Annotated in this window: 23 protein-coding genes; 1 reads left to right on the top strand and 22 read right to left on the bottom strand. The window is 59.6% G+C overall.

Annotated features, from left to right (window positions below):
- Window positions 1-39: 39 nt before the first annotated feature.
- Window positions 40-1332 carry an adenylosuccinate synthase gene (locus tag RDL77_RS21435; RefSeq protein WP_223613641.1) on the bottom strand — a complete coding sequence of 431 codons (1293 nt, stop codon included), beginning with the start codon at window positions 1330-1332 and terminating at the stop codon, window positions 40-42.
- Window positions 1333-1521: 189 nt separating this feature from the next.
- On the opposite strand from RDL77_RS21435, the gene RDL77_RS21430 reads away from it, so the two are divergent.
- Window positions 1522-2415, top strand: a complete 894-nt coding sequence (locus RDL77_RS21430; RefSeq protein WP_223613642.1) for a DMT family transporter — start codon at window positions 1522-1524, stop codon at window positions 2413-2415.
- Here RDL77_RS21430 and RDL77_RS21425 read toward each other — a convergent pair whose 3' ends face one another.
- From RDL77_RS21425 to RDL77_RS21325, 21 genes are all read right to left on the bottom strand, one after another.
- On the bottom strand, window positions 2416-2934 hold the full coding sequence (locus tag RDL77_RS21425; RefSeq protein ID WP_288194634.1) for a GNAT family N-acetyltransferase: 519 nt from the start codon (window positions 2932-2934) through the stop codon (window positions 2416-2418).
- Window positions 2935-2949: 15 nt separating this feature from the next.
- Window positions 2950-4545, bottom strand: coding sequence for a phosphoglycerate dehydrogenase (gene serA / locus RDL77_RS21420; RefSeq protein WP_223613644.1), 1596 nt, complete (start codon window positions 4543-4545; stop codon window positions 2950-2952).
- A 78-nt stretch (window positions 4546-4623) separates the two neighbouring features.
- Complete coding sequence (locus tag RDL77_RS21415) at window positions 4624-5799, bottom strand: phosphoserine transaminase (protein ID WP_288194633.1); 1176 nt, start codon at window positions 5797-5799, stop codon at window positions 4624-4626.
- 195 nt (window positions 5800-5994) lie between these two features.
- Window positions 5995-6768: an outer membrane protein gene (locus RDL77_RS21410; RefSeq protein ID WP_223613646.1), complete on the bottom strand. Its 774-nt coding sequence runs from the start codon at window positions 6766-6768 to the stop codon at window positions 5995-5997.
- Between the two features lie 204 nt (window positions 6769-6972).
- Entirely contained in the window at window positions 6973-8325 is a 1353-nt protein-coding gene (glmM, locus tag RDL77_RS21405) for a phosphoglucosamine mutase (RefSeq protein ID WP_288194632.1), read from the bottom strand.
- Between the two features lie 211 nt (window positions 8326-8536).
- A complete protein-coding gene (ftsH, locus tag RDL77_RS21400; RefSeq protein WP_223613648.1) occupies window positions 8537-10471 on the bottom strand; it encodes an ATP-dependent zinc metalloprotease FtsH in 1935 nt (644 codons plus the stop codon).
- Window positions 10472-10567: 96 nt separating this feature from the next.
- On the bottom strand, window positions 10568-11929 hold the full coding sequence (gene tilS, locus RDL77_RS21395) for a tRNA lysidine(34) synthetase TilS (protein WP_288194631.1): 1362 nt from the start codon (window positions 11927-11929) through the stop codon (window positions 10568-10570).
- Window positions 11910-12890 (bottom strand): tol-pal system protein YbgF, encoded by a 981-nt coding sequence (gene ybgF / locus RDL77_RS21390; protein ID WP_288194630.1) that lies wholly within the window; start codon window positions 12888-12890, stop codon window positions 11910-11912. Before ybgF ends, tilS begins: the two co-directional genes overlap by 20 nt.
- Window positions 12891-13081: 191 nt before the next feature.
- A complete protein-coding gene (pal, locus tag RDL77_RS21385) occupies window positions 13082-13585 on the bottom strand; it encodes a peptidoglycan-associated lipoprotein Pal (protein WP_223613651.1) in 504 nt (167 codons plus the stop codon).
- A gap of 233 nt (window positions 13586-13818) precedes the next feature.
- A complete protein-coding gene (tolB, locus tag RDL77_RS21380; RefSeq protein ID WP_223613652.1) occupies window positions 13819-15135 on the bottom strand; it encodes a Tol-Pal system beta propeller repeat protein TolB in 1317 nt (438 codons plus the stop codon).
- 29 nt (window positions 15136-15164) lie between these two features.
- Window positions 15165-16268 carry a hypothetical protein gene (locus RDL77_RS21375; protein ID WP_288194629.1) on the bottom strand — a complete coding sequence of 368 codons (1104 nt, stop codon included), beginning with the start codon at window positions 16266-16268 and terminating at the stop codon, window positions 15165-15167.
- A gap of 6 nt (window positions 16269-16274) precedes the next feature.
- Window positions 16275-16721: a protein TolR gene (tolR, locus tag RDL77_RS21370; RefSeq protein WP_105734449.1), complete on the bottom strand. Its 447-nt coding sequence runs from the start codon at window positions 16719-16721 to the stop codon at window positions 16275-16277.
- Between the two features lie 33 nt (window positions 16722-16754).
- The gene (gene tolQ / locus RDL77_RS21365; RefSeq protein WP_105734448.1) at window positions 16755-17465 is read right to left on the bottom strand and encodes a protein TolQ; all 711 of its coding nucleotides are present in this window, start codon (window positions 17463-17465) and stop codon (window positions 16755-16757) included.
- Window positions 17466-17819: 354 nt separating this feature from the next.
- Window positions 17820-18287, bottom strand: a complete 468-nt coding sequence (ybgC, locus tag RDL77_RS21360; RefSeq protein WP_223613654.1) for a tol-pal system-associated acyl-CoA thioesterase — start codon at window positions 18285-18287, stop codon at window positions 17820-17822.
- A gap of 85 nt (window positions 18288-18372) precedes the next feature.
- Window positions 18373-19413, bottom strand: a complete 1041-nt coding sequence (gene ruvB / locus RDL77_RS21355; RefSeq protein ID WP_223613655.1) for a Holliday junction branch migration DNA helicase RuvB — start codon at window positions 19411-19413, stop codon at window positions 18373-18375.
- A 40-nt stretch (window positions 19414-19453) separates the two neighbouring features.
- A complete protein-coding gene (gene ruvA / locus RDL77_RS21350) occupies window positions 19454-20071 on the bottom strand; it encodes a Holliday junction branch migration protein RuvA (protein WP_223613656.1) in 618 nt (205 codons plus the stop codon).
- Window positions 20068-20595 (bottom strand): crossover junction endodeoxyribonuclease RuvC, encoded by a 528-nt coding sequence (ruvC, locus tag RDL77_RS21345; protein ID WP_288194628.1) that lies wholly within the window; start codon window positions 20593-20595, stop codon window positions 20068-20070. The genes ruvA and ruvC overlap by 4 nt, the downstream gene beginning before the upstream one ends.
- Before the next feature lie 95 nt (window positions 20596-20690).
- Complete coding sequence (locus RDL77_RS21340; RefSeq protein ID WP_374042772.1) at window positions 20691-21221, bottom strand: DUF1465 family protein; 531 nt, start codon at window positions 21219-21221, stop codon at window positions 20691-20693.
- A 359-nt stretch (window positions 21222-21580) separates the two neighbouring features.
- Window positions 21581-23227 (bottom strand): acyl-CoA synthetase, encoded by a 1647-nt coding sequence (locus RDL77_RS21335; protein ID WP_288194626.1) that lies wholly within the window; start codon window positions 23225-23227, stop codon window positions 21581-21583.
- 99 nt (window positions 23228-23326) lie between these two features.
- The gene (locus RDL77_RS21330; protein ID WP_223613659.1) at window positions 23327-24550 is read right to left on the bottom strand and encodes an OpgC family protein; all 1224 of its coding nucleotides are present in this window, start codon (window positions 24548-24550) and stop codon (window positions 23327-23329) included.
- A gap of 140 nt (window positions 24551-24690) precedes the next feature.
- Window positions 24691-25362, bottom strand: a 672-nt coding sequence (locus RDL77_RS21325) for a sulfite exporter TauE/SafE family protein (RefSeq protein ID WP_288194625.1), incomplete at its 5' end; no start/stop codon positions are given.

Here is a 25362-nt window from a genome sequence, read left to right as displayed (position 1 = left end):
GTTTTGTTGTGAGATTAACATCGAAACCCGTTTGTGAGTCTAATCATGAAACGGGTCGGTAACAAGTATTGTGTCGTCCCGTTCCGGGCTGGTCGAAAGCAACGCGATCGGCGCACCGATCAGCTCTTCCAGATAGCGGGCATATTTCACCGCCTGCGCCGGCAGTTCGCTCCAGCTGCGTGCTCCGGCCGTTGTCTCTTTCCAGCCTTCCAGCGTCACATAGATCGGCTTGACGCGCGCCTGCGCGCCCTGGCTGGCCGGGAGGTAATCGATGACCTCGCCATCGAGTTCATAGCTGGTGCAAACCTTGATCTCATCGAGACCGTCGAGCACGTCGAGCTTGGTCAGCGCGATACCGCTGATGCCGTTGTTGGCAACAGCCTGACGCACCAGCACCGCATCGAACCAGCCGCAACGGCGCTTGCGCCCGGTGACGACGCCGAATTCATGGCCGCGCTGGCCGAGGAATTCGCCAACTTCATTCTGCTGTTCGGTCGGGAACGGGCCTTCGCCGACGCGGGTCGTATAGGCCTTGGTGATGCCGAGAACATAGTGCAGCGAGCCGGGTCCGATACCGGAACCGGCGGATGCCTGGCCGGCCACGGTGTTCGACGATGTCACGAACGGATAGGTGCCATGGTCGATATCGAGCAGTGTACCCTGTGCGCCTTCGAACAGGATGCGCTCGCCGGCCCGTTTCTTCTGGTCGAGAACATACCAGACGCGGTCCATGAACGGGATGATGTGCGGCGCGGCCTCAAGCAGTTCGGCCAGCAGCTTGGAACCATCGACTTCCTCGATGCCGAGACCGCGGCGCAGCGGATTGTGATGGGCCAGCAGCCGTTCGATCTTCGCCGGAAGCGTGTCGGGATCGGCGAGATCAAGCACGTGAATGGCGCGGCGGCCGACCTTGTCTTCATAGGCCGGGCCGATGCCGCGGCCGGTCGTGCCGATCTTGGTGCCTGAATTGGAGGCTTCGCGGCGGCGGTCAAGCTCACCATGGATCGACAGGATCAGCGTCGTGTTCTCGGCGATCTTCAGCGTTTCGGGCGTAATGACGACACCCTGCGCCTCGAGCTTTTTCTTTTCGGCGATGAATGCATGCGGATCGAAGACAACACCGTTGCCGATGATCGAGAGCTTGCCCTTGCGCACCACGCCCGATGGCAACAGCGACAGCTTGTAGGTGACACCATCGACAACCAGCGTATGGCCGGCATTGTGCCCGCCCTGAAAGCGGACAATGATATCGGCCCGTTCGGAAAGCCAATCGACAATCTTGCCCTTGCCCTCGTCACCCCACTGGGAGCCGATCACCACAACATTTGCCATTCAAAACTCCTCGAGTCATAACCTCGTCATGCATTTTTTGCTAAATGCGGTGCTTCTATACAGGCTGGTTCATAAAAGCGCGACAATTCTTTCGGCTGAAGCGTGGCCAATTTGCCATTATTAAACGAATAAACCTATTGTTCTGGCCACACCGCAACACTTCTCCCGCCAAAGTATAAGCAGCCCGCCATGAATCGCACCGCATACATCTTTCTGCTCGTCACCGCCCTCCTGTGGGGCGGCAATGCCGTGGCGGGCAAGCTCGCGGTCGGCCATATCTCGCCGATGCTTTTGACCATGCTGCGCTGGCTTATCGCCTTCGCGGTCGTCGCCGCAATCAGCGGCAGCCAGGTCAGGCGGGACTGGAAAGTGCTGCGCGCGCATCTGCCGCTGCTCGCCGCCCTGGGCGGATTCGGCTTCACTTTCTTCAACATGGCCCTCTACACCGCCTTGAACTATACCTCGGCCATCAACGTCACCATCGAACAGGCCGGCATGCCGATGGTGATCTTCGTTGCCAACCTGCTACTGTTCGGCATGGCCGTGCGCCCCGGCCAGATCTTCGGCTTCAGCCTGTCGCTCGTCGGCGTGGCCTTGACCGCCGGACATGGCAGCTTCCTCAAGCTGGCGGAACTCGAGGTCAATCAGGGCGATGCGCTGATGCTGCTCGCCGTGCTGTTCTACAGCGGCTATACCGTGGCATTGCGGCTTCGCCCGGCCATTCACTGGCAGAGCCTGATGACGGTCATGACGTTCTTTGCCTTTGCCACCGCCATCCCGTTCACGATCTGGGAATGGCTGGATGGCGCGCTGGTCGCACCGGATTTTACCGGCACGATGGTCGTGCTTTACACCGCGCTTTTGCCGTCGCTTGCCGCACAGGTGCTGTTCATCAAGGGGGTCGAATATATCGGCGCCAATCGCGCCGGCCTGTTCATCAATGCGGTGCCGATCTTCGGCACGTTGCTGGCCGTGATCCTGCTGGGCGAGGCATTTCACCTCTATCACGCCGTCGCCCTGGTGCTGGTTCTCGGCGGCATCGGTATTGCCGAAATCAGCGGGCGCAAGCACGCCGCTGCCTGATCAGGCAAGCCTGCGCAGCATGAAACAGGCATCATCCGAATAGGATTTGAGTTTTGCGTCGAGTTCCGGCCGCTGCACCACCGCGAAACCCTGCTTCTGCCAGAAGCCGGCGGAATTGTTGACCGAGACCAGCGACATGGTTTCGAGCCCCTCGGCACGCGCCTGATCGGCAAGGATCGACACGATGCGCGGCGCCGCACCGCTGCCGCGCGAGGCGGGCAGGAGCGCGATATCGTGCAGATAATAGGTCGTCGGATGATCCGGCAGGCGCTCGAGCAGGCTGTTCAGGGCTGGCGTGGCGAAGAGCTGCCACGGATGCGTGATCGCATAGCCAAAAAGTTCACCGCTCTGCCCCTCGAGGACAAAGCAGCCTTTGCCGTAAAGGCGCATGCGTTCCAGATAGATCGCATCATCCTCGAAAAAATCCGTATGGATGACGGCCGCCATGGCGATGACGGAAGCGAGGTCCCCCGCTTCCATCCGGCGCCAGTTCAGTGTGTGCGTTTGGGATGTCGACATACGCCATCCCTACAATCAGCCGATGTCAAATTCCAGCGGTTTGGCCGAAACAATTGCCTTGTTCACGCGCAGTTCTTCCAGAACATGATCCGGAATCCGCTCGTCGAGATAGAGCATGGCGATGGCGTTGCCGCCGGGATTGTCGCGGCCCAGCGAGAAGTTGGCGATGTTGACGCCGTTCTTGCCGCAGATCGTTCCGAGCATGCCGATCATGCCGGGTGTGTCGTTGTTGGTCGTGTAGAGCATGTGCTGGCCAACTTCGGCATCGAGATTGATGCCCTTGATCTGGATGAAGCGCGGCTTGCCGTCGGAAAAACAGGTACCGGCAATCGAACGCGTCAATGAAGCGGATTTGACCGTCAGCTTGATATAGCCGTCGAACACACCCGACTTGTCACGGCGCACTTCGGAGAGAATAATGCCCCGTTCCTTCACCATGACCGGTGCCGACACCATGTTCACATCCGCCACCTGCGGGCGGATCAGCCCGGCCAGGGCCGCGCTGACGAGCGCCCGGGTATTCATCGCGGCGGTGGAACCGTCGAACAGCACTTCCACTTCCTGGATCGGCTCATCGGTGACCTGCCCGACAAAGGCGCCCAGCACTTCCGCCAGCTTGACGAACGGCTTCAGGCGCGGCGCTTCCTCCGCCGTGATCGACGGCATGTTGATCGCGTTGGAAACCGCACCCTTGATCAGGTAGTCCGCCATCTGCTCGGCAACCTGCAGTGCGACATTCTCCTGCGCTTCGCTCGTCGACGCGCCAAGATGCGGCGTGCAGACGACGTTCGGCAGGTTGAACAGCTCGTTCTCCGTCGCAGGTTCCACCTCGAACACGTCGATGCCGGCACCGGCAACCTTGCCCGCCTTCAGGGCCGCGACGAGATCCTTCTCGATGATCAGGCCGCCGCGGGCGCAATTGACGATGCGCACGCCGTCCTTCATCTTGGCGATGGTATCCGCATTGATGATGCCGCGGGTCTTGTCGGTCATCGGCGTGTGCAGGCTGATGAAATCGGCCCGTGCCAGCAGTTCGTCAAGCTCGACCTTCTCGACGCCCAGCTCTTCAGCCCGGCCTTCCGACAGGAACGGATCGAAGGCGATGACGTGCATCTTGAGGCCGACGCCGCGCGTGGCGACAATCGAACCGATATTGCCGCAACCGATGATACCCAGCGTCTTGCCGGTGATCTCGACGCCCATGAAGCGGTTCTTTTCCCACTTGCCGGCGCGGGTGGAAGCGTCTGCTTCCGGCAGTTCGCGGGCAACCGCGAACATCAGCGCGATGGCATGTTCGGCCGTGGTGATGGAATTGCCGAAAGGCGTGTTCATCACGATGATACCCCGGCGGGATGCGGCGGGAATATCGACATTGTCGACGCCGATACCGGCGCGGCCAATGACCTTCAGGTTGGTGGCGGCGGCAATCAGCTTTTCCGTGACCTTGGTGGCCGAACGGATGGCAAGACCGTCATACTGGCCGATCACTTCGGCCAGCTTTTCCTTGTCCTTGCCCAGATCAGGCAGGTAATCGACCTCTACGCCACGATCCTTGAAGATCTGAACGGCGGTCGGGGAGAGTTTATCGGATACGAGTACGCGCGGTGCCATCATGGCCTCCATCGTTGAATCGGTGAAATTTTGAATGGGGGTGACCGCATCCGCTGCGGTCACGTCAAGCCGGTGAAATCAGGCAGCCTGTTTCAGCGCGGCCTTTTGCGACTGGAATGCCCAGTCGAGCCACAGCGTCAGCGCTTCGAGATCGGCCGTTTCGACCGTCGCGCCTGCCCAGATGCGCAGCCCCGATGGAGCATCGCGATAGGCGCCGATATCATAGGCAACGCCTTCCTTCTCCAGAACCGCAACCAGGTTCTTGGCGAAATTGGCCTGGGCATCCTTGTCGAGCGCCGTGATCTCGGGATCGACGATGGTCAGGCACACGGACGTGTTGGACCGGGTTGCCGGGACCTTTGCCAGGTTGGCAATCCATGGCGTGCGTTCGACAAAGGCATCGAGTGCGGCAAAGTTGCGGTCAGCACGGCCGACAAGCCCATCCAGACCGCCGAGCGATTTTGCCCAGTTCAACGCATCGATGTAATCCTCGACACACAGCATCGACGGCGTGTTGATGGTTTCACCGGAGAAAATACCTTCGATCAGCTTGCCGCCGGAGGTCAGGCGGAAAATCTTCGGCAGCGGCCAGGCGGGCTTGTAGCTTTCCAGCCGCTCGACAGCCCGCGGGCTGAGGATCAGCATGCCGTGCGCACCCTCGCCGCCGAGCACTTTCTGCCAGGAGAAGGTGACGACATCAAGCTTGTCGAAATCAAGACGCTGCGCAAACGCCGCCGAGGTGGCGTCGCAGATGGTCAGGCCCTTGCGGTCCGCCGGAATGAAATCGCCATTGGGCACACGCACGCCCGAGGTCGTGCCGTTCCAGGTGAAGACGACGTCGCGGTCAAAATCGACTGTTGAAAGGTCGGGCAGTTCACCGTAACCGGCCTCGATGGTCCGGGCATCGCCAAGCTTCAGCTGCTTGACCACGTCGGTGATCCAGCCCGCGCCAAAGCTTTCCCAGGCGACCATGTCGACGCCGCGCTCGCCGAGCAGCGACCACAGGGCCATCTCGACAGCGCCGGTATCGGACGCCGGAACAATGCCGATGCGGTAATCGGCGGGAACGTGCAGGATATCGCGGGTAAGATCGATCGCCTGTTTCAGCTTCGTCTTGCCGACCTTGGCGCGATGCGAACGGCCAAGCGGTGCGTCGGAAAGCGCTTGAAGCGACCATCCGGGACGTTTTGCACAGGGACCTGATGAAAAATTCGGGTTAGCCGGGCGCTGCGCCGGCTTTACAAGCGTCGTCATGTTTTCTCCTATCCTCACAGATAGCACGCCTCTCGTTGGGGAGAGGTGGCCCACTCCGGGAACTAGGAGAAATGTCGTTCACAGTCAAGAAATATGTTTGCGTGCGACATTAAATCTGCAAAGACCGGCAGACTGCAAACAAACGAAAACGGCAGGAGCAATGCTCCTGCCGCTCGAAAAACCAAGTCGTTTCAATCAGAAAGCGTAGCGTACGCCGACCTTGAAATCATGCGACGTGATGTCCTTGAATTTGAACGGCTCAGGATTGGCGCGTGTGAAACGATCATCATAATTATGCGCATTGGCAGTCTGGCCATCGCCAAGATTGACGTAGCTGTACCCGACATCGATGGTCATGCGGTCCGTTGCCTTGATGCCGACACCGGCATGCAATGCCCATGCGAAGTTCCACTGGGAGGCACTGTCGGCATAACCGCCGCCGCCATTGAGTATGTTGTCATCGGTGAAGTTGGAGATCGTATTGCGCGACGCACCGATACCACCACCGACATAGGGGGTTATGCCGCTGAATGTGCCAAGATCCGCATAGGCGTTGGCCAGGAACAGCCATTCGGATTTCTTCGCATGGTATTGGTTGGTTCCATACTGTCCCAGCGCGGGATTGGAATAGAAATCAAGGGCACTGAATTCGGTTTTGCCGCGATACTGGCCGGTTACGTCAGCACGAAGCCAATCGTTGAACTGGTAACCGACACCAATCTGGCCGGTGATTCCGGCATCGAACGTACCGTCCTCCAGAAAGCCGTGCTGCGCTGCGTCGCCGAAGCCGACATAGTCCAGATTGCCGAGGCGCTGGTTGCTCATGCCGATATCGCCGCGCAGATACCATCCGCCGAACTGCTGCACTTCGACCACCGGTACTTCCACCGGATCCGCAGCGTGAGCCGGGATTGCCCCCAGGCATAGCAGAGCTGCACTCGCTGCAGCATATTTATTGAAAATGCCCATTTCATATCCCTCGTCAGGCCCAAAAATCGAAACGCAGCGAATGCTACTAAGGTTCTAGAGGGGAATATGGAGGGAAAAAGTTAAATCCCGCTTAACCGTGTTTGTTCACCATGATCATTAACGTTAACAAGCCCCATACCGCCAAGCAGATGTGAAAATGGGCCCGCAAAGGGGCCCATTCAGCGCGTTGCGGCTGGCGGCAAATCAGGCTGCCGATTTGACCGACGAGATCACCGAAATGATATCATTGACGACGGTATCGACCAGCTGGCTGTCGTCCCCTTCCGCCATGACACGGATCAAGGGCTCCGTTCCCGACGGGCGGATGACCAGACGTCCGGATTTCCCAAGACGGTCGCGGGCATCATCGATCGCCGTCTTGACCTTCTTGTCCTCAAGCGGCTTGCCGCCCGCCGTGCGGATGTTCTTGAGCACCTGGGGCACCGGTTCGAACTTGCGGCAGACCTCGCTGACGGGTTTCCCCTCCTCCTGAACCACGGCCAGAATCTGCAGGGCAGAAACAAGTCCGTCACCGGTGGTGGAGAAATCAGAAATGACGATATGGCCGGACTGTTCGCCGCCGATGTTGAAGCCATGGTTGCGCATATGCTCGACCACGTAGCGGTCGCCGACATTGGTGCGGGCCAGGGTCAGGCCGCGATCGCCGAGAAAGCGTTCAAAGCCAAGGTTGGACATGACCGTTGCGACAACGCCGCCGCCGACAAGCCGGTCCGATTCCTGCCAGGACTGCGCGATCACCGCCATCAGCTGATCACCATCGATGATCGAGCCCTTTTCATCAACGATCAGCACACGGTCCGCATCGCCATCCAGCGCGATGCCGATATCCGCCCGCACCTCGTGCACCTTCTTGATCAGGCTCAGCGGATGGGTCGAGCCGCAATCCTCGTTGATGTTGGTGCCGTTCGGCTTGTCGTTGATCGTCACGACGTCGGCGCCAAGCTCCCACAGGGCAGCGGGCGCAACCTTGTAGGCCGCACCATTGGCGCAATCCACGACGATCCTCAAGCCGGCGAGCGAGATGTTCTTCGGCATAGTCCGCTTGGCGAACTCGATATAGCGATAGATATCGCCATCGACGCGCTTGGCCCGTCCCAGGGCTTCAAAGCTCGACAACCGCCCCGACAGGTCCTCGTCCATCAGCCGTTCGATCTCAAGCTCGATCTCGTCGGAGAGCTTGAAGCCATCCGGGCCGAAGAGCTTGATACCGTTGTCATGGTAGGGATTGTGCGAGGCGGAAATCATTACGCCGATATCGGCACGCAGCGAGCGGCACAGCATGGCCACGGCGGGCGTCGGTATCGGCCCGAGCAGAAAGACATCCATGCCGGTGGAGGTGAAGCCGGCGACCAGCGCGTTCTCGATCATGTAGCCGGAAAGACGGGTGTCCTTGCCGATCACCACCCGGTTGCGGTGATTGCCGCGCTTGAAGGCGAGGCCGACAGCCATGCCGACCTTCATCGCGATATCCGGTGTCATGGGGTAGGCATTTGCCTGTCCGCGAATACCGTCGGTGCCGAAATATTTTCGAGCCATAGTGTCTATCCAAACTGTGCGGCCAACTCTTATCCGGCGGCGCCGGTGTTCAGCCTGTTGTGCTTGTGCCTGATCTTCACGCTTATTGCAGAAGACCTTTCCTTGCGCATTTCACAAATTATGTGGCGATTATACTATCATTCAATCCGTGAACAATCCGTGCAAAAACGGCCGGTGAATACCGGCCGTTGCTTGTTGGCGCGTGCCGCAATCAGGACTGCGGCTGGGGTTCCAACCCCTTGTCAGGCTCATCGCCCTTGCGCGGCTTCTTGGCTGAACCGGCTTTCGGAACAGCCGAACCGCGCGACGGCGGCGTATCATCGCCAAGATCACGGGCTGGTTTGTTACCCGCCATGATTGCCTTGATCTCTTCGCCTGTCAGTGTCTCATATTCGAGCAGACCCTCGGCAATCGCGATCCATTCCTTCTTCTTCTTTGTCAGAATGACGCGTGCCTGCGTATAGGCATCATCAATCAGCTTGCGGACCTCCGCGTCGATCAGCTGCGCCGTCTCCTCGGATACGTTCTGTGTACGGGCAACGGAGTGGCCAAGGAACACTTCTTCCTGATTTTCGCCGTAAGCCACATGACCGAGCTTGTCGGAGAAGCCCCAGCGGGTCACCATCGCCCGGGCAAGCTTGGTGGCCTGCTCAATATCCGATGAAGCACCCGACGTGATGTTCTCCTTGCCGAATTTCAGTTCTTCGGCAATACGGCCGCCCATCATGATCGCCAGACGCGAGATCATCCACTTGTAGCTCATGGAATAGCGGTCGGCTTCCGGCAACTGCATGACCATGCCGAGCGCACGGCCGCGCGGAATGATTGTCGCCTTGTGCAGGGGATCGGCCATCGCCACGTTCAGCGCCACAATGGCGTGACCGGCTTCATGATAGGCCGTCAGTTCCTTTTCCGCCTGGGTCATGGCTGTCGAGCGGCGCTCGGCACCCATCATGATCTTGTCCTTGGCGTCTTCGAATTCGAGCATGGTAACGAGACGCTTGTTGCGGCGCGCTGCCGTCAGCGCCGCTTCATTGACGAGGTTCATCAGGTCCGCACCGGAGAAACCGGGCGTGCCGCGGGCCAGCACCTTCAGATCGACATTCGGTGCCAGCGGAACATTGCGGACGTGAACCTTCAAGATCTTTTCACGGCCGGAAACATCCGGGTTAGGCACAACAACCTGACGGTCGAAACGGCCCGGACGCAGCAGTGCGGGATCGAGAACATCGGGACGGTTGGTCGCAGCAATCAGGATGACGCCTTCATTGGCCTCGAAACCATCCATCTCGACCAGCAGCTGGTTCAGCGTCTGTTCGCGTTCATCATTGCCGCCGCCCAGACCGGCGCCGCGATGACGGCCGACCGCATCGATTTCGTCGATGAAGATGATGCAGGGCGCATTCTTCTTCGCCTGTTCGAACATGTCACGCACACGCGATGCACCGACACCGACGAACATTTCAACGAAGTCGGAACCGGAGATGGTGAAGAACGGCACATTGGCTTCACCGGCGATGGCGCGCGCCAGAAGCGTCTTACCGGTACCGGGAGGGCCCACGAGCAGCACGCCGCGCGGAATGCGCCCGCCAAGCCGCTGGAATTTCTGCGCATCGCGCAGGAATTCGACGATTTCTTCCAGATCTTCCTTGGCTTCGTCAACGCCGGCCACGTCCTGAAACGTCACGCGCCCATGCGCCTCGGTCAGCAGCTTGGCTTTGGACTTGCCAAAACCCATGGCGCCACGCGAGCCGCCCTGCATCTGGCGCATGAAGAAAATCCACACGCCGACGATCAGGATCATCGGCAGCCAGTTGATCAGCATGCCGACAAACGATGTCGAGCCATCGGTCTCGGGTCGGGCGGCGATCTGGACATTCTTGCTCTCGAGGCGGCCGACGAGGCCGGCATCCCCAGGCGAATAGGTCTGGAACGTTGCGTTATTGTCGGCATAGGTGCCCGTGATGCGGTTGCCGGCGATCGTCACCGTTTTCACGCGGCCATTATTCACGTCCGTTATGAACGTCGAATAGGGCACATCACTGGATGCCGAACGCTGGGAAGGGCTTTGAAAAAGGTTGAACAACGCGATCAGAAGCAAAGCGATAATCGCCCACAGTGCGAAGTTCCGGTAGTTAGGATTCATTATCGGGTCCCATCAATCACAACCGCAAGGACGCGGAATTTACACGTAACATAGGTTCGAAGCATGGCCTTGCCAAGGCTGGCAATCAAACTGAGATCAATTCTTATCAATCTGGTTTACAGAAAATCGCTTGTAATCCCGCAAACCAAACAATTTTGCCACGCTGGCGGCAAGGTTTTCATCATAGCCTGAAAGGATATGATCGAACAGGGCGACGTGTCGTGTCACCTCGACCCCCGCAGGCACATTCCCGTGATGCGGTCCGGCCGGAACGGCAACAATCCGGCCCTCGACCACCAAGGCCGGGCTGGATGCGATCGAAGCGCGGTGCACATTGCCGCAGCCGCCCTCCTGCAAAAACACCACCCCGTCATCGCCCGCCGCCCTGATCCGCAGCGCGATCGGGGCGCCATTCGACACGCGGTAACGTCCATCCCACACGATGGCGCAACCGGGTGCGATGACGGCATCGGGAATCGAACGCATTTCACGGTATATGGTTACGCCTGTGTTAACCCGCTGGATTATGCAGCGGCCAAGACTCATGCGGCGGGGGCCATCCGCGCCGGTGAGATGGCGGACGGCCTTGCCGCATTCCTCCACCGACGGCAGAAACGACAGGCCGCCCATAGCGGCCAATAGAACCCCCATGGCGAGACGTTGAGCGTCATCGCCGTATTGATCGAAACCTGCGGTGTTCATCTCGGCCCTGACGCCGTCCGTCACCGTGACATGACCCAGCAAGAGCTTCGCCGCCTCGCCGTTGACGGCAAGCCGCTGCGCGCCGTTGCGGGCAACGCGCGCTGGAATGTCGCCGCTGCCCTGTTCCTGCAGCGCCGCTCTGACCTGCACCCGTTCGGAATGCGGATTGGCATTGGACGGATCGTCGCGCCAGACGATCCCCCGCGCGCGCAGATAGCCGCGCAAGTCTTCGCGCTTGATCCCGAGCAGCGGCCTGACCAGCCATGTCTCCCGCTCGAGCAGGGTGAACCGCGCCATGCCGGCAAGGCCGCGTTCGCCGCCGCGCGCCGCGCGCATCATGAACGTCTCGTTCTGATCGTCCAGCGTATGGCCGGTCAGGATCACATCGGTTTCCGCTTCGCCGGCGGCGCCGCGAAGCAGCCGGTAGCGGGCCTCGCGCGCCTTGGCGGACAGCCCGGTGGCGGGCTTGGCTCCAGCCCAGTTGACAATATGGTGGTCGAGATCCGCCGCCTTGCACAGGTCCGCGACATACAAAGCTTCCTCCGCTGATTCAGCCCGCAGCCCATGATCGACGGTGACGGCAACGATACGGGGAAAGGCGGCGCGGCTTTTGCGCAGATCATCAAGCAGGAAAAGCAGAGCGAGAGAATCGCTGCCGCCGGAAACGGCAACGACGACCGCCGTCAGACGGTCGAAATCGATTCCAGCGAAAATCTCTTCCGGATCGAGGCGATGGTCAGCATTTGTTGGCGGCACGTTCATTCTTCACGCGCTCTTTGAGCGCGACCGAGAGGCTGGGATAGCGTGAGCTCACCGTTGCAAAGGTGGCGCAGGCGACATCGTGGTCCTTCATCTTCGCCAGCGTCATGCCGAGCTTGAGCAGGTTTTCCGGGCTCTTCTTGGAATCGGGAAACTGCTTGTGGTTGTCGATGAAGACCGATGCCGCTTCCTGGTAGCGTTCCTGGCCATACAGCGATTCGCCGAGCCAGTAGCGCGCGTCGGGATCGGAGGGATCTTTCGGGAACCGCTCGATATGGCTGCGGAAGGCAGCTTCGGCATTGCGATAATCGCCGGACAGGAACAATTGATAGGCCTGCCGGTACAGCGCATTGGGATCATCCGTCTGCGGCAGCGACGCAAGGCTGGGATTGGCTGCCGGAGCGGTGTCGTTCCTTGTTTCACCGATTACGTTGCCATTGGCATCGAACTCAATCTGTCCAAGCGCGCGCGGCGGTTCGCCAACCTGCGGAGACTGCGGAGCATTGGGCTGAGGGTCAATAGCAGCGGAATCGGTGCTGTCGGATGGGGATGTCCGCGACGGAGCGGCGGGGTAAGCGGAGGCATCTGGCGATGCCTCCCCTGTTGTCCGAGAAGGCGCGACACCGGCAACCGTACGGTCGCCCTTGCCGCCGGCATCGGTTTTCTTACCGCCGCCCTTCTTTTCCAGTTCCTGGAAACGGAACTCATTGTCTTCCTGAACCTTGCGCATCTGCTCCTGCATTTGCAGCAACTGGAAATTAAGGTCTTCGATCTTGCCTGTCAGCTGCCTGATCTGCTCTTCCAGCTGGCTGACACGCGGATCGCCTGCCTGAGCCATAAGGATCGGCGCATCACTTTTCCCGACATTTGCCTTCGGCGCAGCGGGAAAAAAGCTGCCATCAAGGTTCGAGGCATGGCTGGCGCCGGTTGCCAGAAAAGGCAGAACCGCCACAGCCATAACCAATCTTTTCAGTCGTTTGTTCATTCCTTTACCGCCCCTGATATGGGAATTTAACCACCGCAACGATTTACGGCGAACCTATCTAACACGAGCAACGCGACTTCGGCCAAATTTTGTTGTGATCGCGGGTGAGACAAAAAAAGCGGCCCGAAGGCCGCTTTTCTGCAGTTACATCAGAGATGTATGGCTTAGCTGCCAGCACCGCCGAGAACGGTAACGGCACGGCGATTCTGCGACCAGCAGGAGTCGGCATCGCACACGGCAACCGGACGTTCATTGCCATAGGAGATGGTCTTGATGCGGGCAGCCGGCAGGCCGCGCGACGCGAGGAAGTTGCGGGCCGCAGCCGCACGGCGCTGGCCGAGAGCCAGATTGTATTCGCGTGTGCCGCGTTCGTCCGCATGACCTTCAACGGTGATGGTGTAGTTGGGGTAGCGCTGCAGCCACTGAGCCTGCTTGGAGAGGGTCTGCTGGGCATCCGCACGGATGACGGAGGAGTCGACATCGAAGAAAATGCGATCGCCAACATTGACCGTGAAGTCCTGGGTCGAACCCGGGCGGGCACTACCGGCACCGTTCAGGCCAAGATCACCGGCGCTGTTGATAGGTTTCTTCGCACAGCCCGCAATAGCGAGAGCCATGAAAAGGGCGACGACAACTGGACTGCGGGCGATCATTTCGAAGCGGCGCATAGCCTGGACTCCTTAAGAATTGAATTGTTTCGGTGAACAAGCAGTAACCATATCGAGGTTAAGGCCAGTTCAAGAAACAGGGTTAATCCACTCTTAACACCAGGATTAACAGCGAAATCAGTGAATGTCCTGCATCCTTAATGCAAACAATGCGGCGGAAAAACGACATTCGCGGCAATGTTGAGATAACATCGCCGCGAATGGTCTTAAATCATCGATTGATCAGGATGCAATCACTCGAGAAGCGGTGACCATGCCGGATCGGATGCCAGATTGGGTGTCTGGATCTGGCGCAGGTTGCGGCCCGTCAGGTCGATCGTGAACAGATGCGGGCTGTTTGATCCGGGAGGGAAGCGGTAGAACATCAGGACGCGGCCGTTCGGAGCCCAGGTCGGGCCTTCATCGTGATAGCCGCTGGTCAGGATGCGTTCACCCGAGCCGTCCGTCTTCATGACGCCGATGGAGAACTGTCCGCCCGACTGCTTGGTAAAGGCGATCAGATCGCCGCGCGGCGACCAGACCGGCGTGGAGTAGGAACCGTCGCCGAACGAGATGCGCTGCGGGTTCGAACCATCCGCGCCCATCTTGTAGATTTGCGGCCGGCCGCCACGGTCGGATCCGAACACAACCTGCGAACTGTCGGGTGAATAGGATGCACCGGTATCGATGGCGCTGGTGCTGGTCAGGCGGGTCGTCGTGCGGCTACGCACATCCATCGCGTAGATATTGGCGCTGCCATCATCCTGCAGAAGGCTCATGGCCACTTTCTGCCCGTCGGAGGAGAAGCGCGGCGCAATCGTCATGCCGGGGAAGTTGCCGACGAGTTCACGCTGTCCGGTTTCCAGCTGCAGGAGATAAACCTGCGGCTTGGCGCCTTCGAACGACATATAGGTGATTTCCTGGCGGCTCGGTGAAAAGCGCGGTGTCAGCACCAGGTCCTTGCCATTGGTCAGATAGCGCACATTGGCACCGTCCTGATCCATGATGGCCAGACGCTTGACGCGCTTTTCCCGGGTGCCGGATTCATCGACAAACACGACGCGCGTGTCGAAGTAGCCTTTTTCACCCGTTAGCTTCTGGTAGATGGCATCGGCAATGATATGGGCGACGCGGCGCCAGCTGTCGGGCGAGGTGAAGAACTGCTGCCCGTCAAGCTGCTGGCCGGCGAATGTATCCCAGAGGCGGAATTCCGCCTTGAGCCTGCCATCCGGCTGCTTGGTGACCCGGCCGGTGACAAGCGCCTGCGCGTTGATGACTTTCCAGTCCTCGAAACGCGGTGCGGCATCGGGATTGGAAATCTTCTCGATGAACGCGCCCTTGTCGATCGGGGCAAAAAGGCCGGACCGTTCCAGATCGGCTGCAATGACGCCCGTAATATTGGCACCAAGCTGATCGCCGGAAAGGAAATCCGTAATGGCGATGGGCATCGGCTCGACAACACCCTTGGTGATATCGAGTTTGAGCTCAGCCCGTGCTGGCAGTATCGCGATTGCCAATGTCGCAACAAGCGTCACGAAGATTGGGAAAATAGTCCGGGTAATTTTCAGCATAAGTTCAGGGCCCTCTTTTGGCTGGCCTATTAGTCATCTACAGCGGGATGGAACGTCAGTTCGACAACGTCCCAGCCACCTGCATATTTGTCCTGCGGCAGATTGTACGGAGCGGTGCGCATCACTGCCCGCAGCGCACTGCTCTTTGCCGCACTCAGCACCGCAGCATCGCCGCCGCTGCCGGTGACGGTCGGCGTGCCGTCAATTTCGCCGGTCTTGGTGAGGCGGAACTTGACCACCACGACCATGTCCGGGAAGTCAGGCGCACCGACCGGCTTGATCCAGTTCTTCGAGATAAGCCCGCGCAGCGCGTCCATCTCGTTCTGGCTGAGCTTGGCGCCGCCTGTCGATTTGGTGGCGCCGAGCGATGCCTGCTCCGTCGAACGCTTGGCACCGCCGCCGGAAGGCTTCTCGTGATTGAGCAATTCGGCAACCTGATCGGCAATCCCGCTCTTGTCTTTGGACGGTGTCGGCGCGGTCTTGGTGGGTTTCGGCGTTTCCTTGGTTTCCTTGCGCTCCGGCGTCGTCGCGGTCTGTGCCTGGGCAGGCTTGGGCTTGTCCTCAGGCTTCGCCACGTTCTGCGGCAGCTTGAAGGCTTCCTCGGCCGGCTTTTCCGCCTGCGGCGTTGGCTCCACCTTCGTCGCATCCGGTGTCGGTGCCGGCTTGGTATCCTTGATCGCCGCCGTGATCGGTTCGGGCGTGACGTCCTGCTTTGGCTTTGCCTCCGGCGCTATTTCCGTCGCAGGGGCCGGAACCGGCTTGGCTTCGGTCTTCACTTCGAGATTCGGATCCGGCTTGGCAACAGGCACGTCCGATTGCTTCGGGGCCTCGGCCGACTCCACTACCTTTGGCTTGGTCGAAGGGATCGGCTTGGTCTCGACATCTGTTTCAGCGTCGCCGATGATCTGCGCATCCGGTTTGGTCTGCGGCTTTTCCGTCGGCTTCGGCGTTGCCTTTTCGGCCTTCGGCGCCTTTACGTCACCCTTTTGCAACTGGCTTGTATCGGAGATGATTTCGATCGGCAGCGATTCGGAATTGGCCAAATCCATCGGTTTTGGCGCAGAAAAGGTCAACAGCCCCCAGCCGAGGATAACGGCGTGGATAATGGCGGAGGATGCAACACTCGTCTTCATGACTTATCAGCTGCCTTCCGGAAGGCTGACGAGACCGATATTCTTGAATCCGGAACCGGAAATGCGCGCCATGACCTTCATGATCGTGCCATAGTCGGCAGCCTTGTCGCCTTTGACAAAGATGCGCTCTTCATAGCCGGTCTTGGCAATCGCCTGGAGTTTCGGGACGATTTCCTCGATCGGGATTTCGGTTTCCTGCAGGAAGACCTGGCCCTTCTGGTTGATCGTCACATAGATCGGGTTGGTTTCGCTGTTCAGCGCCTTGGCCTGGGTTTCCGGCATGTCGATGGGCACGCCCACCGTCATCATCGGTGCCGTCACCATGAAAATGATCAGGAGCACGAGCATGACGTCGACCAGCGGCGTCACGTTGATTTCACTCATCAACGCCTTGCTGGCACGGCCGCGCCGGCCGCGTCCCCCTGAACCCTTGTTACCAACAGACATGCCCATGGCATTCAATCCCGCACTTGTAAAATCAGTTGCTTAAGAACGCGGCGCCAGCTTCTCATCGATTTGCCGCGAGAGTATGGCGGAGAACTCGTCCGCAAAGCCTTCCATGCGTGCGGTCAGTTTGCCCGCATCGCTTGACAGTTTGTTGTAGGCGATAACCGCCGGGATGGCGGCAACCAGGCCAATGGCCGTCGCCAGCAGCGCTTCGGCGATACCGGGCGCGACAACCGCGAGGCTGGTGGACTTCGAACCGGCAATGCCCATGAACGATGTCATGATGCCGATGACCGTGCCGAACAGGCCGATGAAGGGGCCGGCCGAACCGATGGTCGCCAGAAAGCCGAGGCGGGCGGCGAGAATATCACTTTCGCGTGAAAGGGCGACATCCATCGCCTTGTCGATACGCATCTGCAGGGCGATGGGGGAACGGGCGCCCTTTTCGAAGGACTTTTTCCACTCGCGCATCGCGGCGATGAAAATGGAGCCCATGCCGGTCGTGCGCTTTTCGCCCAGGTTGCGGTAAAGCTCTTCCAGCGACTGGCCGGACCAGAAAACCTGTTCGAAACGGTCAAAGGCGCGCTTGGCGCGACCATAGCCGAGTACCTTGTCGATGATGATCGCCCAGGTCCAGATGGAAGCACCCAGAAGGCCGATCATGACCAGCTTGACGATGAATCCGGCCTGCCAGAACAATCCCCAGAGGGAGACGTCCGATGTCTGAACGGCAACCGCTAAATTTTCCATATCCACTACCCTCGAATCCGAAAACCCGGTATTTCAACCGGGCTGCAATCGTCTCTCATACCCGTGCTTGGTCCACCGAAGTATAAATGGTCCGGCAATACGACCACGCGCCACTTTATTTCTTTGGAACCCGGCCGAACGCCTGACCGGCATCCATCGTCGCTCACTAAATTTCGAAAGCCACGTTCTGAGACCGGACTTTTTCCAGTATTCATACCGCGGCTTCTCACGGTTAATTTTGGTAAAACGAAGGCGTTAACGCAAAACGCCCCGTTTCATGGCCTTATTCATGGTTTGTTATGGTTAAGGATCAGTTATGATTCAGCACCTGTGCGTCATTTAAACGCCATGACATCAGGATTCCGGCTGAAAAAGTTTGATCCATTCCGCGGGAAACCGACGCGGCCGTCCGGCATTGTTGATCAGCGCCGCTTCGACGGCAGCTGAAATCAGCAGATCATCGCCCCGTTTGATGGTCTGGGCCATCTTGACCCGCGCGCCGGAGATTTCCGCCGTGCGCGTTTCGATCGTCAGCACGTCGTCGATGCGGGCAGCGCCCCGGAAATCGATTTCCATGCGCCGCACCACCCAGACAATGCTTTCGCCATGCTTGCCGTCGGCGAGTTCCGAGTGGTGAACGCCAAGCAGGCGCAGATAATCGGTGCGGCCGCGCTCCAGAAATTCCAGATAGCGCCCGTGATAGACAATGCCGGAGAAATCCGTGTCGGCATAATAGACCCGCGCCAGGAGACGGTGGCCGAAGGAAGTGAGTTCACCGGCAAGGCCGCCGAGGGGCGGCAGGGAAGGATTGTTTTCGCTCATGATCCCTCCTTTTGCCGGTACAGCCAGCGTTTTGTCCAGTGCGATTATGCGCGGTGCCGCATGCGCGTTCCAGGGTCACGCCCCATCAATCCTCGTCTTCCTGAAACAGGCTGATCTGCTGGATGGTGTCGGACGGTGCGTTCAGGCCCAGATGTTTCCAGGCATTGGCGGTCAGCATGCGTCCGCGCGGCGTGCGCTGGATAAAGCCCTGCTGGATCAGGTAGGGTTCGATAATATCCTCGATCGCATCGCGCGGTTCGGAAAGCCCCGCGGCGATGGTTTCGATGCCGACGGGTCCGCCACCGAAATTGTGCGCAATCATCGAGAGGTACCGCCGGTCGAGCTGATCGAGCCCCAGCGCATCCACCTCGAGACGCAGCAGCGCGGAATCGGCCGTCTGGCGGTCGATGGAATCCTTGCCGTCGACAATGGCAAAGTCGCGCACCCGGCGCAGAAGCCGCCCGGCAATGCGCGGTGTGCCGCGGGCGCGCCGCGCCACCTCAAGCGCACCGTCATCGGTCATGCCGATGCCCATGATGCGCGCGCCGCGCCGGACGATATGCTCAAGCTCCTCGACCGTATAGAAATTCAGCCGGACCGGAATACCGAAACGATCCCGCAGCGGCGTCGTCAGAAGCCCGAGGCGCGTCGTCGCCGCAACCAGCGTGAACTTGGCCAGATCGATCTTGACCGAGCGCGCCGCAGGCCCCTCGCCGATGATCAGGTCAAGCTGGTAGTCTTCCATGGCCGGATAGAGGATTTCCTCCACCGCCGGATTAAGACGATGGATTTCGTCGATGAAGAGAACGTCGTTTTCTTCCAGATTGGTCAACAGCGCAGCAAGATCGCCCGCCTTGGCAATCACCGGCCCGGACGTCGAGCGGAAATTGACGCCGAGTTCCTTGGCCATGATCTGCGCCAACGTCGTCTTGCCCAGACCGGGCGGCCCGACGAAGAGCACGTGATCCAGCGCCTCGCCGCGTGATTTGGCGGCTTCGATGAAGACTTTCAGATTGGCGCGCGCCGCCGCCTGCCCGACAAAATCGTTCAGCGTCTGCGGGCGCAACGACGTATCGGCATCTTCGCCGCGCTTGTCGGGGGTTATCAATCGGCTGACATCACTCATGCGGATGTCCTCGCACAGTGTGCGGTATCAGGCAACCATGTCACCGGGAAAGTTCCTTCAGGCCAAGCCGGATCAGCTTGGCGGAATCGGCCTCTTCACCCGCATCGCGCAGGGCGGCGCTGATGGCATTGGCGGCTTGGTCGCGCGAATAGCCGAGATTGGTCAGGGCCGATACGGCGTCGGCCACCGGCGCCGGGGCAACGCCTTCGCCCAGTTCCTGCTTGAGGCCGATGGTGCCCATGGCCTCGCCGGCAAAGGCTGGTGCCTTGTTCTTGAGTTCGATGACGATGCGTTCCGCCACCTTCTTGCCGACACCCGGCGCCCGGCTGACCATGGCGATGTCGCGCAGCGCAATCGCATTGGCGAGATCGGAGGGCGACAGGGTTCCCAGAACGCTCAGCGCAACCTTGGCACCGATGCCCTGCACGCTCTGCAGCAGGCGGAACCATTCGCGTTCCAGCGCCGTACCGAAGCCGAACAGACGGATCAGGTCTTCCCGCACATAGGTTTCGATGAGCAGCACCGCCGCTTCACCCGGCCCCGGCATGTTCGACAGCGTCCGCGCCGAGCAATAGGCGACGTAGCCGACACCGTGCACATCGAGAATCACGTGATCCTCGGCGATTTCATCGACAGTGCCCTTGAGTTTTCCGATCATAGCTGTGCCGCCAGTTTGCGTTCGATGGCAATGCGGCCGATGGCGCTTTGCCGGTGATGCGCGTGACAGATGGCAACCGCCAGCGCATCCGCCGCATCATCCGTATCGAACGTTGCCTTGGGCATCAGCACCTTGACCATCATGTGAATCTGTTTCTTTTCCCCATGCCCGACGCCGATCACCGCTTTCTTGACCGCATTGGGCGCATATTCGGCAACGGGCAATCCCGCCCGCGCGGGAACAAGCAGGGCGATACCGCGCGCCTGTCCGAGTTTCAGCGTCGCCGTGGCATCCTTGTTGACGAAGGTATGTTCGACCGCCGCCTCGTGCGGCATCTGGCCGTGAATGATTCCAGCAAGGCCGTCATGCAGCTGGCAAAGGCGCGAGGCGAGATCAAGCTTGGCGTCGGAAAGGATCGTACCCGAGGCGACAAAGCGCAGCGAATTGCCGAGCGTCTCGATGATGCCCCAGCCGGTGCGGCGCAGGCCGGGATCAATGCCAATGATGCGAATCGCTTCTTTCATGTCGGGACCTTATCGAGCTGTCAGGGAACTTGACAGCAGAAAGGTGAACAAAAGAGAAACAAACCACCCTGTTATGCACGATTATCGTGCTGTCATCAGCGATGGGCGAAGGCCGTGGCCAGCAGGCTGATCTGATCCGAGACCGGGTTGGTCGTCAGCATCCGCCTGTGGGTCGTGCTGCCGCCTTCATTGTAGATCTCGTCATCCATCTGGCGGACGCGGGCCTGCAGGCGCAGTGAACGGTGCACCAGATCGCAGTAATCGAAGGGAATCTCGTCCCAGCCTTCGACGGTTTCCGGGGCGGAATCCGTATCGAGCCGCACTTTCGCCTTTTCGGACAGCACCTGTTCCTGGGTCATTTCTCCGCTGCGCGATGCCCGCTGCAACAGCAGCCACGAGGCAACCTGCATGAGACGCGTCGTCAGGCGCATGGATTCGGCCGCATAGAGCGTGGCGGCAACGCGGCTCAGCCGCTTGGCTTCCGCCCGGCCTTCGCCGTCGAGATAGGCAGCCGCCTCCTCGACCAGACCCATGCCTTCGTCATAGATATGATTGAACGTTTCCGAGCGGACCATGCGGTCGGCCAGCCGGATTGTATTGTCAGCGTGGTATTCCTGTTCAACCATGTCATGCCCTGTCATTAAAAATCCGCTGATTCTCAAAGCAGCGCTCTCTTACTGGGACAGCAAGCGGATCACCACAACGGCCAACGGGTAGTATTCCCCATCAACCTGCCCGTATGCACACATGAGCGCAAGTTTATCCTTAATAAAGGGTTAACGTCAGGTCCGCCGCAGAGATATGAACATAAAAAAAGAGCCGCAAAACGTGGCGGCTCTCAGGAGTCTAACAGGGAGGCGTCAAACAAAGTGGCCAAACCACTTGGTAAGAATCCAGAAAACTGGATGATCAATTTATAGCTTGTAATGCTTAACAAGTGGTTAATGCCGACAGCGCAGTTGCAACCAATCCGCCCCGCAACGCCTCAATCCAGCATCAGCCTGGCGCGTTTGCGCAGCTCGAACTTCTGGATTTTCCCGGTCGATGTCTTCGGTATGTCTTCGAACAGCACGTGCCGCGGCACCTTGAAACGTGCGAGCAGGGTGCGGCAATGGGCGATCAGTTCCTCTTCCGTCGCCGTCTGGCCCGGCTTCAGCTCGACGAAGGCAAGCGGCGTCTCGCCCCACTTGTCGTCCGGCCGCGCCACGACCGCACAGGCGGCCACGGCCGGGAACTTGTAGAGCGCGTCCTCCACCTCGATGGATGAAATGTTTTCGCCGCCGGAAATGATGATGTCCTTCGAACGGTCCTTCAGCTGGATATAACCGTCCGGATACATCACGCCGAGATCGCCGGAGTGGAACCAGCCGCCTGAAAAGGCCGCATCGCTGGCCGGCCGGTTTTTCAGGTACCCCTTCATGACGATATTGCCGCGGAACATCACCTCGCCGATGGTCTCGCCATCGGCCGGCACGGGCTGCATGGTTTCTGGATCGAGCACCGTCAGATCTTCGAGCGCCGTATAGCGCACGCCCTGCCGCGCCTTCTTGGCTGTGCGCGAGGATGCCTCCAGCGCATCCCATTCATCCTGCCATTCATTGACGACGGCAGGGCCGTAGGTCTCTGTCAAGCCGTAGAGATGCGTGACCGCAAATCCCGCCTCGGCCATGCCGGCCAGAATGGATTCCGGCGGCGGTGCGGCAGCCGTGTTGAACGTCACCGTTTGCGGGAAATCGCGTTTGTCCTTTTCCGCCGCATTGATCAGCACGGACATGACAATCGGCGCCCCGCACAGATGCGTCACGCCCAGATCGGCAATGGCATCGTAGATCTGCTTTGCCCGCACCCAGCGCAGGCAGACATGAGTGCCGAACTGCAGGGCAAGCGTCCATGGAAAACACCAGCCATTGCAGTGGAACATCGGCAGGGTCCACAGATAGACGGGATAGCGCCCCATGCCGGAGGCGACCACATTGCCATAGCCCATCAGCGCCGCGCCGCGATGATGATAGACAACACCCTTCGGATCGCCTGTCGTGCCGGATGTGTAGTTGAGGGTGATCGAATCCCATTCGTCATCGGGCATCGCCCAGGCGTAATCCGGGTCCCCGCCCGCAACGAAGGTCTCATAGTCCACCGCGCCGAACGGCTCACCCTGCGGATAGGGTGCGTCGGCGGGATATTGCGTGTCGACGAAATCAATGACCAGCGGCTTGACCCTGGCGAGTGCCAGCGCCTCGCGGAAAACGCCGGAAAATTCCGTATCGACAATGGCGATCCTGGTTTCCGCGTGATCGAGCTGGAACGCGATGACTGCCGCGTCGAGGCGCGTGTTGATCGAATGCAGCACCGCCTTCGTCATCGGCACGCCGAAATGCGCCTCCAGCATGGGCGGCGTGTTGGACAGCATCACCGTGACCGTATCGCCCTTGCCGATACCGCGGCGCGACAGTGCCGATGCGAGCTGCCGGGTGCGGCGGTAGAACGTGCCATAATCGAAGCGCTGCGCACCATGGATGATCGCCGTTCTCGACGGATAGACCCGCGCTGCCCGTTCCAGATAGGTCAGCGGCGTCAGCGGCTGGTAATTGGCCGCATTGCGCTCAAGATCACGATCAAAGATTCCACCCATGCACGCCTCCCAACGCTTCCATGGGCAAAGCTTAGACCAAGCCAGCAAAAGATGGCTATCGGTTTTTCCGGGCCACCCGGCAAAAGCCGGTGCGGCCGGTCAGGAGACCGCCGACTTGGCGGTTCCGGATTTCATGCCTGAACTCATCGCGGCAGCGTTGACCGGCCGGCCGGCAATCACCAGTTTCGATTTCACCGGCTGCGCCTGCTGCAGGGCAGGACGCGTGTTGCCCCATCCGATGCTCGGCAGCCATTCCAGGTAATGCGCCAGGGCAAACTGCGCCATGATTCCGCTGGCAATCAGCAGCGTGTCATCCAGTTCGTCGCCGGGGTTCATCACCTTGACGATCTGCGCGACCATGGCAAGGATCGTTCCGGCAACAAACACCGGCAGCGAATGCTTGCCGAGGATGGCGAGCGGGTGATCTTCCGGCGTCCGCGCCAGGTTGGAAATAGCCGGTACCGAGACGATGACATAGGCGATCGCCAGGATATGCGCCAGGCGGGTCAGCGACAGGAACGTCTTGTCGAAACCGGTGATCACCATGGGCAATCCCATCGATGTATTGACACCCCACAGCGGTACCCGCACCCAGATCAACGCCAGCAGGATATAGCCGACCGCGACACCGAACAGGTATTTGTTGAACGGGATTTGCCCGCCCCGGCGCACATGCATCACACCGGCAATGCCGATGACGAACAGGAACTGCCATGACAACGGGTTGAGGAACCAGACGCCTTCGGTCGGGTAATTCGGCGGTGCAATCCGGTAGACACCCGACACCAGCCACAGGAGCCCGGACGCCCCGACCATCAGCGACAGGTTGATATTGGCGAGGAACAGGAACAGCGGCAACATGAGCAGCAGCACGCCGTACATCGACAGGATATTGTTGTAGCCAAGCTGATGCCCCATCGTCGCTAGGCCGATGAGCGCCTCGGCCGGGCTGTCCATCAACGGCCCGATATTGATGAAGGACATGAATTCCGGGCGGTTGAGATAAAGCCCGGCGGCGCAGAAGATCGCAAGCGTCGCGACCGTCGTCAGGATATGGGCGCTGTACAGCGTCGCCGCCCGGCGCCATGCCTTCAGCGTGATCAGAAAGCGGCTGCCCGGTTCAAATTTGGCCCCATAGGCAAGACCGACGGAAATGCCGGAGATCAGCACAAAGGCCTCGGCCGAATCGGAAAATCCGAAATTCCTGTGGGTGAGATGTTCGAAAACGGTTCCCGGCACGTGATTGATGAAGATGGTCAGCAGTGCCAAAGCCCGGAAGACATCAATGCGGGTGTCCCGCTGTTTGAGCTGCGTCTGTGTCATAGCGTTCACCAATTCCTGTCATGCAATATTCAATCACAGCACTCCCGGCCTCGTGAGGGAGCGGTTGGTCCGACGGTTGCAGTTGATAATGTTTACATAGTCCGAAAGTTGCGATTCGGCTGATCAACTTTCGTTCATAATTATAACAAGGCGGCTAATCCATCGTAGGAAAGCTTCAATCCCATCAATAGGATCATGATGTACATGAAGGGATAGAACACCTCCGGCCGCATGCGTTTGACGATCCACGCGCCGGCAAAGGTCGCCAGCGGTGCAATCGGCACCAGAACCGCCGCCGCCTTGAGGTTCTCGGCATCGAACTGCCCCAGCGCAAAATACGGGATGACCTTCACGGCATTGACGATCGCGAAGAAAATCACGCTCGTGCCATTGTAAACTTTCGGATCCTGCCGCAGCGGCAGGGCATAGACCTGATAGGGCGGGCCGCCCGCATGGGCGACGAAACTTGTGAACCCGGCGATGGTCGACCAGAAGGTTGCGGCGCCGGCATTGTGCGGTTGTGCGGTGGCGCGTTTGGCGGCACTGGCAAAGACATAACGGGCAAAAAAGATGATCGCGACAGCACCGACAATGAGCTTGACCATGTCATCGGTCACCACCGATGCGGTCAGCCAGCCTATTCCGACACCCAGCAATGCACCCGGCAGCATCAGCTTGAGGGTTTTCGCATCGCGGTAGCCGCGCCAGCTCCACAGGCTGGCGACATCCATGATGATGAGGATCGGCAGCATGATCGCGGCCGCCTGCACCGGCGGCATCACCAGCGCCATCAATGGCACTCCCACCTGCCC

This window comes from uncultured Phyllobacterium sp. (genome assembly GCF_902479695.1).
Lineage (GTDB): Bacteria > Pseudomonadota > Alphaproteobacteria > Rhizobiales > Rhizobiaceae > Phyllobacterium > Phyllobacterium calauticae.
Note: the sequence above shows the minus strand (reverse complement) of the source record. Positions and strands in the feature narration are given on the sequence as shown.

Excerpts from the sequence above, each read along its gene's own strand:
- RDL77_RS21375 (WP_288194629.1), bottom strand. The coding sequence starts at position 16,268 with ATGAAGACGAGTGTTGCATCCTCCGCCATTATCCACGCCGTTATCCTC.
- ruvA (WP_223613656.1), bottom strand. The coding sequence starts at position 20,071 with ATGATCGGAAAACTCAAGGGCACTGTCGATGAAATCGCCGAGGATCAC.
- RDL77_RS21335 (WP_288194626.1), bottom strand. The coding sequence starts at position 23,227 with ATGGGTGGAATCTTTGATCGTGATCTTGAGCGCAATGCGGCCAATTAC.
- RDL77_RS21425 (WP_288194634.1), bottom strand. The coding sequence starts at position 2,934 with ATGTCGACATCCCAAACGCACACACTGAACTGGCGCCGGATGGAAGCG.
- tolQ (WP_105734448.1), bottom strand. The coding sequence starts at position 17,465 with ATGGAAAATTTAGCGGTTGCCGTTCAGACATCGGACGTCTCCCTCTGG.
- ruvB (WP_223613655.1), bottom strand. The coding sequence starts at position 19,413 with ATGAGTGATGTCAGCCGATTGATAACCCCCGACAAGCGCGGCGAAGAT.
- pal (WP_223613651.1), bottom strand. The coding sequence starts at position 13,585 with ATGCGCCGCTTCGAAATGATCGCCCGCAGTCCAGTTGTCGTCGCCCTT.
- RDL77_RS21415 (WP_288194633.1), bottom strand. The coding sequence starts at position 5,799 with ATGACGACGCTTGTAAAGCCGGCGCAGCGCCCGGCTAACCCGAATTTT.
- ftsH (WP_223613648.1), bottom strand. The coding sequence starts at position 10,471 with ATGAATCCTAACTACCGGAACTTCGCACTGTGGGCGATTATCGCTTTG.
- ybgF (WP_288194630.1), bottom strand. The coding sequence starts at position 12,890 with ATGGCTGTGGCGGTTCTGCCTTTTCTGGCAACCGGCGCCAGCCATGCC.
- tolR (WP_105734449.1), bottom strand. The coding sequence starts at position 16,721 with ATGGGCATGTCTGTTGGTAACAAGGGTTCAGGGGGACGCGGCCGGCGC.
- RDL77_RS21430 (WP_223613642.1), top strand. The coding sequence starts at position 1,522 with ATGAATCGCACCGCATACATCTTTCTGCTCGTCACCGCCCTCCTGTGG.
- serA (WP_223613644.1), bottom strand. The coding sequence starts at position 4,545 with ATGGCACCGCGCGTACTCGTATCCGATAAACTCTCCCCGACCGCCGTT.
- ruvC (WP_288194628.1), bottom strand. The coding sequence starts at position 20,595 with ATGAAAGAAGCGATTCGCATCATTGGCATTGATCCCGGCCTGCGCCGC.
- RDL77_RS21340 (WP_374042772.1), bottom strand. The coding sequence starts at position 21,221 with ATGGTTGAACAGGAATACCACGCTGACAATACAATCCGGCTGGCCGAC.
- RDL77_RS21435 (WP_223613641.1), bottom strand. The coding sequence starts at position 1,332 with ATGGCAAATGTTGTGGTGATCGGCTCCCAGTGGGGTGACGAGGGCAAG.
- tolB (WP_223613652.1), bottom strand. The coding sequence starts at position 15,135 with ATGCTGAAAATTACCCGGACTATTTTCCCAATCTTCGTGACGCTTGTT.
- ybgC (WP_223613654.1), bottom strand. The coding sequence starts at position 18,287 with ATGAGCGAAAACAATCCTTCCCTGCCGCCCCTCGGCGGCCTTGCCGGT.
- RDL77_RS21410 (WP_223613646.1), bottom strand. The coding sequence starts at position 6,768 with ATGGGCATTTTCAATAAATATGCTGCAGCGAGTGCAGCTCTGCTATGC.
- glmM (WP_288194632.1), bottom strand. The coding sequence starts at position 8,325 with ATGGCTCGAAAATATTTCGGCACCGACGGTATTCGCGGACAGGCAAAT.
- RDL77_RS21330 (WP_223613659.1), bottom strand. The coding sequence starts at position 24,550 with ATGACACAGACGCAGCTCAAACAGCGGGACACCCGCATTGATGTCTTC.